This window comes from Microcystis sp. M079S1 (genome assembly GCF_020246425.1).
In the GTDB taxonomy this organism is placed as follows: domain Bacteria; phylum Cyanobacteriota; class Cyanobacteriia; order Cyanobacteriales; family Microcystaceae; genus Microcystis; species Microcystis aeruginosa.
Genome location: NZ_JADBSZ010000328.1, coordinates 1 through 6,326 on the forward strand (window position 1 = coordinate 1; position 6,326 = coordinate 6,326).

Sequence of the window (6,326 nt, forward strand, 5' to 3'; positions counted from 1 at the left end):
ACTTATATGGCAAGCCTTTTCGGGAGTTCATAGATTTTCAACGGTTCTCTAAATTGTGTGATTGGAACCAGAATCGTTACTACAAAAGCCTTCTTACCCTTCTGAGCATTTATACTCATTACATAATTGGGATGCTCCCTTTGAGATTTGAGATAAGTAGGGAGGCACAATTATTTGTAGGATGGGTTAGCGGGAGCGTAACATGAGCGGGCGTTGGGTTTCATGCTTCAACCCAACCTACGTTCATCTTATATTTAATTCCACCCACCCACTTAAGCAAGGGTAGAATAAGACTTCCAGATAGCGGGTGCTAGATTGTGATTTTGTCCTTGAGTTTCCCAAAGATGGGCGTACTATGAGAGTAGGGGGAAAAAAGATAATTTTAGCGATCGATTAACAATGACTAGGGATCTCTGTAGGATTTTATTGATAGAGGATGAACCGACGACTGTTAAATTAATCCAGAGATTGCTGTTAAAGGCCCCCCAATGTTCCCTGGCCAAGGATTTGACTTTTGCCCTCACCCAAGCTCAGGATCTACAGGAAACTGCCGAAAAACTGGCAGGGGAGAAATTTGATCTCATCCTCTTAAGCTTGGAAATCTCTGTCCCCCCTGGTTTAAATATCCTAGTCAAAACCAGAGAATTAGCCTCTACTATACCGATAGTGGTTCAAACTACTAGCAATGATGAGAAATTAGTCGTTAAAGCCTTTCAACTGGGTGCTGACGGTTATATTCAGTTAAATAATATCGATAGTAGTCTTTTAGTCTATCAAATTCGTGTGGCGATCGAGCGTCAGCAATATGTACTCAATCTTAAACATCAACAACAGGAAGAAGAATTTCGCGAACTGGAACAGTTAATCAAGGGAGGACAAACTAGCATCACGGCGAAAATGTTCGGTTCTGAGGCAATAAGGCAGAGTGTTCCCGATATTTTTCAAGAATTAGTCCAAAATTACGGAGAGTTATTAGATTTAGCTTTAGAAGAACAAGCATACAAAGTGGAACATAATCTATCGGAACGACTGCGAAGCTTGGCCGATAAGTTAGGATTCTTAAAAGCGAGTCCTCGCGATGTGGTGGATATTCATACCACCACCCTACGCCAAAAAAATCAGGATGTCACCCTGGCCAAAGCGCAGGCCTACGTTAGCGAAGGTCGTCTCATGGTCTTGGAATTGATGGGTTATCTCGTCTCTTTCTATCGTAAATACTATATCGGTCTCAGCAACATTAAACTGTTCAATAACAAGCAATCATGAGTCAATATCTTCTCAAACTCTACATTATGGGCGATTCAAGTAAATCCCAGAGGGCGATCGCCAATATTTTTCGTATCTGTCGCGAGGAGTTATCCGATCTTTATACGGTAGAAATAATTGATGTTCTCGAACAGCCCCAATTAGCGGAACAGGATAAAATTCTCGTAACTCCTACTTTAGTCAAACAACTTCCCCCACCCCTACAAAGAATTATCGGCGATATGTCCAATACTCAAAAGGTTCTCCTCGGTTTGGATGTTATTCCCAAAGACTCCCATCTCAATTAGGGTTTACCTAAAAATTCTTCTGGTTAGGTTTTTCCTCGCTAATAAGTAGGTAGATACCCCCCTTATTAAGGGGGGATTAAGAGGGGATCGAAGGTAAAATCTATCTTCTACTTAATTAGAACCACTTACTTAATTTCTAATCTTGATTTTATCTGATCGCTGCACCGATATGTTTTAAAATCTGCAAAACCCTATATAGTTCTTCTCTGGAAATAAAGGGAGCAAATATCCTAGATAGGGCATAATGATGGGCATTAGCTCTCAATTTGACCAATAAAATATCATCTCCATTGGTGACTAGGGCAAAGCTAGGTTTTTCTGGCTGGGGATTAGCCATCAAATAGGCTAAGGTTTGCGGTAAGGCAGTCCAAACCGATAGGACGGTTTTTTTTGATTCTACAATTACCACCCAAAACTGATCTAACCAGACTAACACATCGATTCTACCCGATAGTATTTCTTCCCCATCATCGACGGTTAAGCTTACTGATTCCTCTGCGCGTACTCGAAAAGGCGGATCGTAAAAACCCGCAATCGCTAGTAACGGAGAAACTAACAATAAAGTCACGGTTCCTTCTAATAACTGTCCCGCCGATCTTTGGTATAAATACCTTTGTCTTAGTTCATCTAAACTCTTTTTTTCATGGCTAGATAGGACCAGTAAATCACTTTGCCATTCGGGAAAAAATGCCCCATCTTCTGTTAAGGAGAGATTAAATCTTGTCTCAGCCAAGGCAATAGTCGTGATCGCTTCGGTAATAGCACTCGACATAAAAATTAGCTCACCAATCTAGATAAAATTTCTCGATGAATTAAAGCTCGATCGATTAAAAAATGTTTGCGATCGCTGGTTAATCCCTCTCCATTGGCATAAAAATCAATCCAAGTGGTACTAATATCATTAACTGCTTCTGGTAACTGATCTAATTCCCAACCCGGCATCGGTACTTCGGCAATTAATCGCGACACTTTCGGATCATAACTAAGGGCAAAACAACGACAATCTTCTGCCGCAGCCATAATTAAACTATGAAAGCGCATTCCGATCACCATTTCTACCCCACGAAATAAGCCTTTTAACTGTCTTGGATCCTCTAAACTAATGATTTGATTATTTTCCCTTAACTGACGGGCTACAGCTTCACAGAGGGGCAAATCCCGCGACTTTTGAAAAGGGACTAAGAGAATAAACGCCCCCGTGCTGGTTTGCAAATCAATTAAAGCTTGGGTTAATTTATCTAATTTTGCCGGGGTTAATAGGGGATGGGGACGTAAATTGACGGCGATTCTTGGGGCGGGTAAATCCGATAATCCCTTGACTGATTGAGCTTCTAAAGCCCATACTGGATCGGGGGCAACAATGGGACTAATACCCCAATTGGCGACTAAATGAGCCGAAGTATCATCGCGCACACTAACTAAACTACATTGTTGCAAGACTTTTTTGGTTAACCAACGGGTAAAAGGTCTATTTAATGGTCCAATTCCCTGCCCCCAAGCAATAGTTTTTAAGCCCAATAATTGAGCAAGAGCCATTAAACCACCGTAATAAATTGGACTGGCAAAACTGGTGACATCCTGCATTAAACTGCCGCCACCCCAGATAAATATATCGGCTTTTTTAAGAGTCTGAAAAACTTGCCACCAATCCCTACTAGGACAGGTTTCCACTCCATAACGTTGACTGGTTTCTCTGGGATTATTTGACAAAACAATAGGTTTAATTGCCGAGGGCAACATCTGCAATAGAGACACTAATAATGCCTCATCTCCTCCGTTTCCTCTCCCATAATATCCACAAATTACTGCACGCATATATCAGTTATCAGTTCTCAGTTCTCAGTTATCAGTTCTCAGTTGTCAGTCAGAAAAAGGCAAGAGTCAAAAGGCAAAAGGCAAAAGTATGGTAAATTTGTCTCCTGTCTCCTGTCTCCTGTCTCCTTTGTCCTCTTTGTTACTTTTTCCTTGAAAAATGTCTCTTAGTTTCTTAAGTTATGCTGTCAGCTACAAGTTAGCAGTGACCAGTTTTATTGGATTGCAGTTATCAGTTTATCTATTTTATTATTCCCACTCATAACTAATAGCTTAAACCTGATCAGTGATCACTGATCACTGATTTAGTCGTCCATTTGCCAGGGTTCGGTGATGTTTTTTTCATCAAGGATATTTTTGGCTCTTAAAATCAAGACCAATTGACCTAGGATGGTGACATCGGGGGAACTATCAAACCATTGTAAAAAAACGGAATTATCTCTCTCTACTAGATAATAATTGTTCACGTCCCATTCGGCCAAAACTCGATCGATCACTAATAACACTTCCTCGGATCTGGTGGCAATCGATCGAGGTAATTGATCGCTAGGCCATAAAATAGCTACAGGATCGATCGCCTTGAGAATTGCTTGCCAACCGGGGAGAGGCACGATTGTTTGTTTATCCCCCACCGTTACCAGTCGAAAAGGTTCCTCGACGCTCAAACTTTCTGTGTGTTTTATATCAGTTACTGTCACTGGAAATCTTCCTACTAAAGGAATAATTCGGGCTAATTCGTCCTCATCCTGTAAACGATGGACGGGTAGCAACGGTGCGCTACGGGTGGGAGTAACGGTAAAATCTTGTAGTAAGGACTCGATCGCCTGTCTGGCCGAGTCAGAATGGGCAAATTTCAAACCTTTAGCGATTAATTTCGCTCTTTCGGCTAAATCCCGCTTTTGTTTGCCCCGTTTCCAACACTGATAAGCGATCGCATCTCCAGGATGACGAGTAAATTCACTGGGAATCTGGGATAAACGGGAAAAATCTTGGATAGCTTTGGCGATATCGTGTGCTTCAGCCACCTCAATCCTTTTTTCTGCCGCTAATTTCGCTGCCCCCAATCTTTGTTCTTGGTTGAGAATCCGCAATTCGTATAGCACATCACTGCGCGGCCCGATGTAGTAACTTAACAAATCTTCAGCTGCCCCCGCTTTGATTAAACTCTCAAAAACTTGGGCAGCGACAATAATTAAATTTTGTTGGGCATTTTGAAAACCGGTTTGTTCAAAAATTAACTGGGAATCGTAGCCAGCTTTTTGCAGTTTTTGACATTTTTGCCCCCAATTCACCCAATTTCCTTCCTTATGAAGCAGCGAGCGCATTAATTCGGTCGCTTCCGTTTCGCTGATTCGATCATCTGTACTGCGAGGCTGTTCTGTCATAGACAACTTGATCAAGCTACAATAACTAAAATTTATCTAATCCCTCAAAAATCTTCAATAGCAATTAAGGTTAACAGGATAGACTAGATAGTAACAGGATAGCTGACAATCACCCCCTTCGTACCTGTTAGGGCAAGTTTATCTTCAATGTCTAGATTAAGAGTTAATGGAAGCATTCCCCCCTCGTCCACAACTAACCCCGGTCAAAGGACGATGAAAACCAAGCGTCACCCCAAAGATAGTGCCTTGGGTTTAGTCTCTACCCTCAGCTTTCCGGCGATCGTCGGGACGGCGGATATGATGCTAAAATCCGCAGAAGTTACCCTCGTGGGTTACGAAAAAATTGGCGGTGGTCACTGTACGGCGATCGTGCGTGGTAATATTGCCGATGTGCGGTTAGCAGTGGAAGAAGGGGCAAAAACCGCCGCACAGTTCGGACAATTGGTATCTAAATCGGTTATTCCCCGACCGATGCCCAATTTAGAGGTAATTTTCCCCATTGGTAGCCGTTTAGCCGAAATTGCCCAAAGTCAACGGGGTTTCAGCAAACTGAGCAATATGTCGATCGGTCTCTTGGAAACCCGCGGTTTTCCTGCTATGGTGGGGGCAGCCGATGCCATGTTAAAATCGGCCGATGTGCAGTTAGCTTCCTACGAAACGATTGGGGATGGTTTGTGTACGGCCATTATCCGGGGTTCCGTCGCTAATGTGGCCGTGGCCATTGATGCGGGAATGCGGGAAGCAGAGAAAATCGGTGAACTGCACGCGGTGATGATTATTCCCCGTTTATTGGAAGATTTAGAACATACTCTACCGGTGGCCAGCTACTGGTTAGAAACCCCCGAACCTTTACCGATGTTGTTACCCAATACTGTCCGGGAAAAACAACGGGAATTGGTCGCTTTACCAGAATTGGAAAAAACCAAAATACCGATTCGTCGTCAAGAAATGCAGGAAAAAGTGTTAGAAGAAGTGATTCCCGTGGAAGTTATCACCGATGAGGACAATTATTAATTTTTATTTTCAGCTTTGCTCCTGTGCTGCTAAAAGTACAGGAGCAAAAGGTTGAATTAGGATTTGCGGCAAAAAGTTTGTTGGTTGGTGTGGATTTCCCAGTAAAAAATCTTTACAGAGTCCCCCGACAATTAAACGAATCGAATAATTATAAATTTTTGTCAAGGGGTGCGGTCAGATCAAATAATCGTCGCTAGAATAAGCCTAAATTGTCAGAAATTTAGTTAAACAAGGTTTTTGACAATATGCTAATCTGGCTAACAGGCTTTTGGGCGTGATATAGGGAAAAGTTCTGGCGATTGCGCCTAAATAGAGTGATATGCCGAAAGTTAACCCATATCGTTACTCCAGAGAGTGTTATACGGAAAGTTTCCGGATAATTTTTAGTTATACATACATTATCTGTAGCAGAAAGTGGAAGATTTAAGTAAAGAAAAGGCACAATATGACTAAAAAGAATCAATCAAAAAGATTAACGAATCAACATAAAGAGTCTAAAGGTGTAGTTGGTATATTTGGAGATGAAGCAAAATCACACGACATAACTGTTGGAAAAATTTCA

Annotated in this window: 6 protein-coding genes; 3 read left to right on the plus strand and 3 right to left on the minus strand. The window is 42.0% G+C overall.

The annotated features are described in order from the left end of the window. Positions 1 to 399 precede the first annotated feature (399 nt). Positions 400 to 1,266 carry a response regulator gene (locus IM456_RS21075; RefSeq protein WP_287692791.1) on the plus strand — a complete coding sequence of 289 codons (867 nt, stop codon included), beginning with the start codon at positions 400 to 402 and terminating at the stop codon, positions 1,264 to 1,266. After that, on the plus strand, positions 1,263 to 1,553 hold the full coding sequence (locus tag IM456_RS21080) for a circadian clock KaiB family protein (protein ID WP_002752661.1): 291 nt from the start codon (positions 1,263 to 1,265) through the stop codon (positions 1,551 to 1,553). The genes IM456_RS21075 and IM456_RS21080 overlap by 4 nt, the downstream gene beginning before the upstream one ends. A 148-nt stretch (positions 1,554 to 1,701) precedes the next feature. Here IM456_RS21080 and IM456_RS21085 read toward each other — a convergent pair whose 3' ends face one another. The 3 genes from IM456_RS21085 to IM456_RS21095 form a co-directional block, all read right to left on the minus strand. Then, positions 1,702 to 2,325, minus strand: a complete 624-nt coding sequence (locus IM456_RS21085; protein ID WP_287692793.1) for a type I restriction endonuclease subunit R — start codon at positions 2,323 to 2,325, stop codon at positions 1,702 to 1,704. A gap of 5 nt (positions 2,326 to 2,330) precedes the next feature. Then, the gene (gene csaB / locus IM456_RS21090; protein ID WP_149988387.1) at positions 2,331 to 3,368 is read right to left on the minus strand and encodes a polysaccharide pyruvyl transferase CsaB; all 1,038 of its coding nucleotides are present in this window, start codon (positions 3,366 to 3,368) and stop codon (positions 2,331 to 2,333) included. A 302-nt stretch (positions 3,369 to 3,670) separates the two neighbouring features. Further along, positions 3,671 to 4,750: a RuBisCO accumulation factor 1 gene (locus IM456_RS21095; RefSeq protein ID WP_287692795.1), complete on the minus strand. Its 1,080-nt coding sequence runs from the start codon at positions 4,748 to 4,750 to the stop codon at positions 3,671 to 3,673. Between the two features lie 213 nt (positions 4,751 to 4,963). Here IM456_RS21095 and ccmO point away from each other — a divergent pair, with 213 nt between their 5' ends. Continuing rightward, positions 4,964 to 5,764, plus strand: a complete 801-nt coding sequence (ccmO, locus tag IM456_RS21100; RefSeq protein ID WP_002753877.1) for a beta-carboxysome assembly protein CcmO — start codon at positions 4,964 to 4,966, stop codon at positions 5,762 to 5,764. Positions 5,765 to 6,326: the final 562 nt, after the last annotated feature.

Bases quoted from the DNA above. Each gene is read 5' to 3' on its own strand.
- ccmO (WP_002753877.1), top strand. From the start codon at position 4,964: ATGAAAACCAAGCGTCACCCCAAAGATAGTGCCTTGGGTTTAGTCTCT.
- IM456_RS21075 (WP_287692791.1), top strand. From the start codon at position 400: ATGACTAGGGATCTCTGTAGGATTTTATTGATAGAGGATGAACCGACG.
- IM456_RS21085 (WP_287692793.1), bottom strand. From the start codon at position 2,325: ATGTCGAGTGCTATTACCGAAGCGATCACGACTATTGCCTTGGCTGAG.
- IM456_RS21080 (WP_002752661.1), top strand. From the start codon at position 1,263: ATGAGTCAATATCTTCTCAAACTCTACATTATGGGCGATTCAAGTAAA.
- csaB (WP_149988387.1), bottom strand. From the start codon at position 3,368: ATGCGTGCAGTAATTTGTGGATATTATGGGAGAGGAAACGGAGGAGAT.
- IM456_RS21095 (WP_287692795.1), bottom strand. From the start codon at position 4,750: ATGACAGAACAGCCTCGCAGTACAGATGATCGAATCAGCGAAACGGAA.